The organism is Corynebacterium sp. UMB9976 (assembly GCF_030212265.1).
Taxonomy (GTDB): domain Bacteria; phylum Actinomycetota; class Actinomycetes; order Mycobacteriales; family Mycobacteriaceae; genus Corynebacterium.
In genome coordinates this window covers 1-294 of record NZ_JASODY010000084.1, presented here as the reverse complement: position 1 = coordinate 294, position 294 = coordinate 1, and the positions used below count along the sequence as shown (strand labels likewise).

Here is a 294-nt window from a genome sequence, read left to right as displayed (position 1 = left end):
ATCAATCATTGCTATCTCTGCACCGCAGAGACCTGCTGTTTACCTACCTGCAACCCCCACCAACAACCATCGACCCCGACAACCTTGCAGCAACAACAAACAGCCTCGAAGGTGGCATCAAGGCCCCCATAAAAGAACTAGCGCGCAGACACCGCGGACTATCACTACCGCATCAACGCACAGTGATGGATTGGTGGCTGTATCTACATACAGAAGTCCCTGACGATCCGGTCAAGATCGCCAGGGACCAACGATGGGGTCAAGACGCACTTTCCACGGCAACAGACCTGATCA

1 pseudogene is annotated in these 294 nt (G+C 53.7%); it reads left to right on the top strand.

Features of this window, described 5'->3' with window-relative positions:
- Positions 1–294, top strand: a pseudogene (locus tag QP140_RS10530) (IS1249 family transposase); the annotation flags it as partial.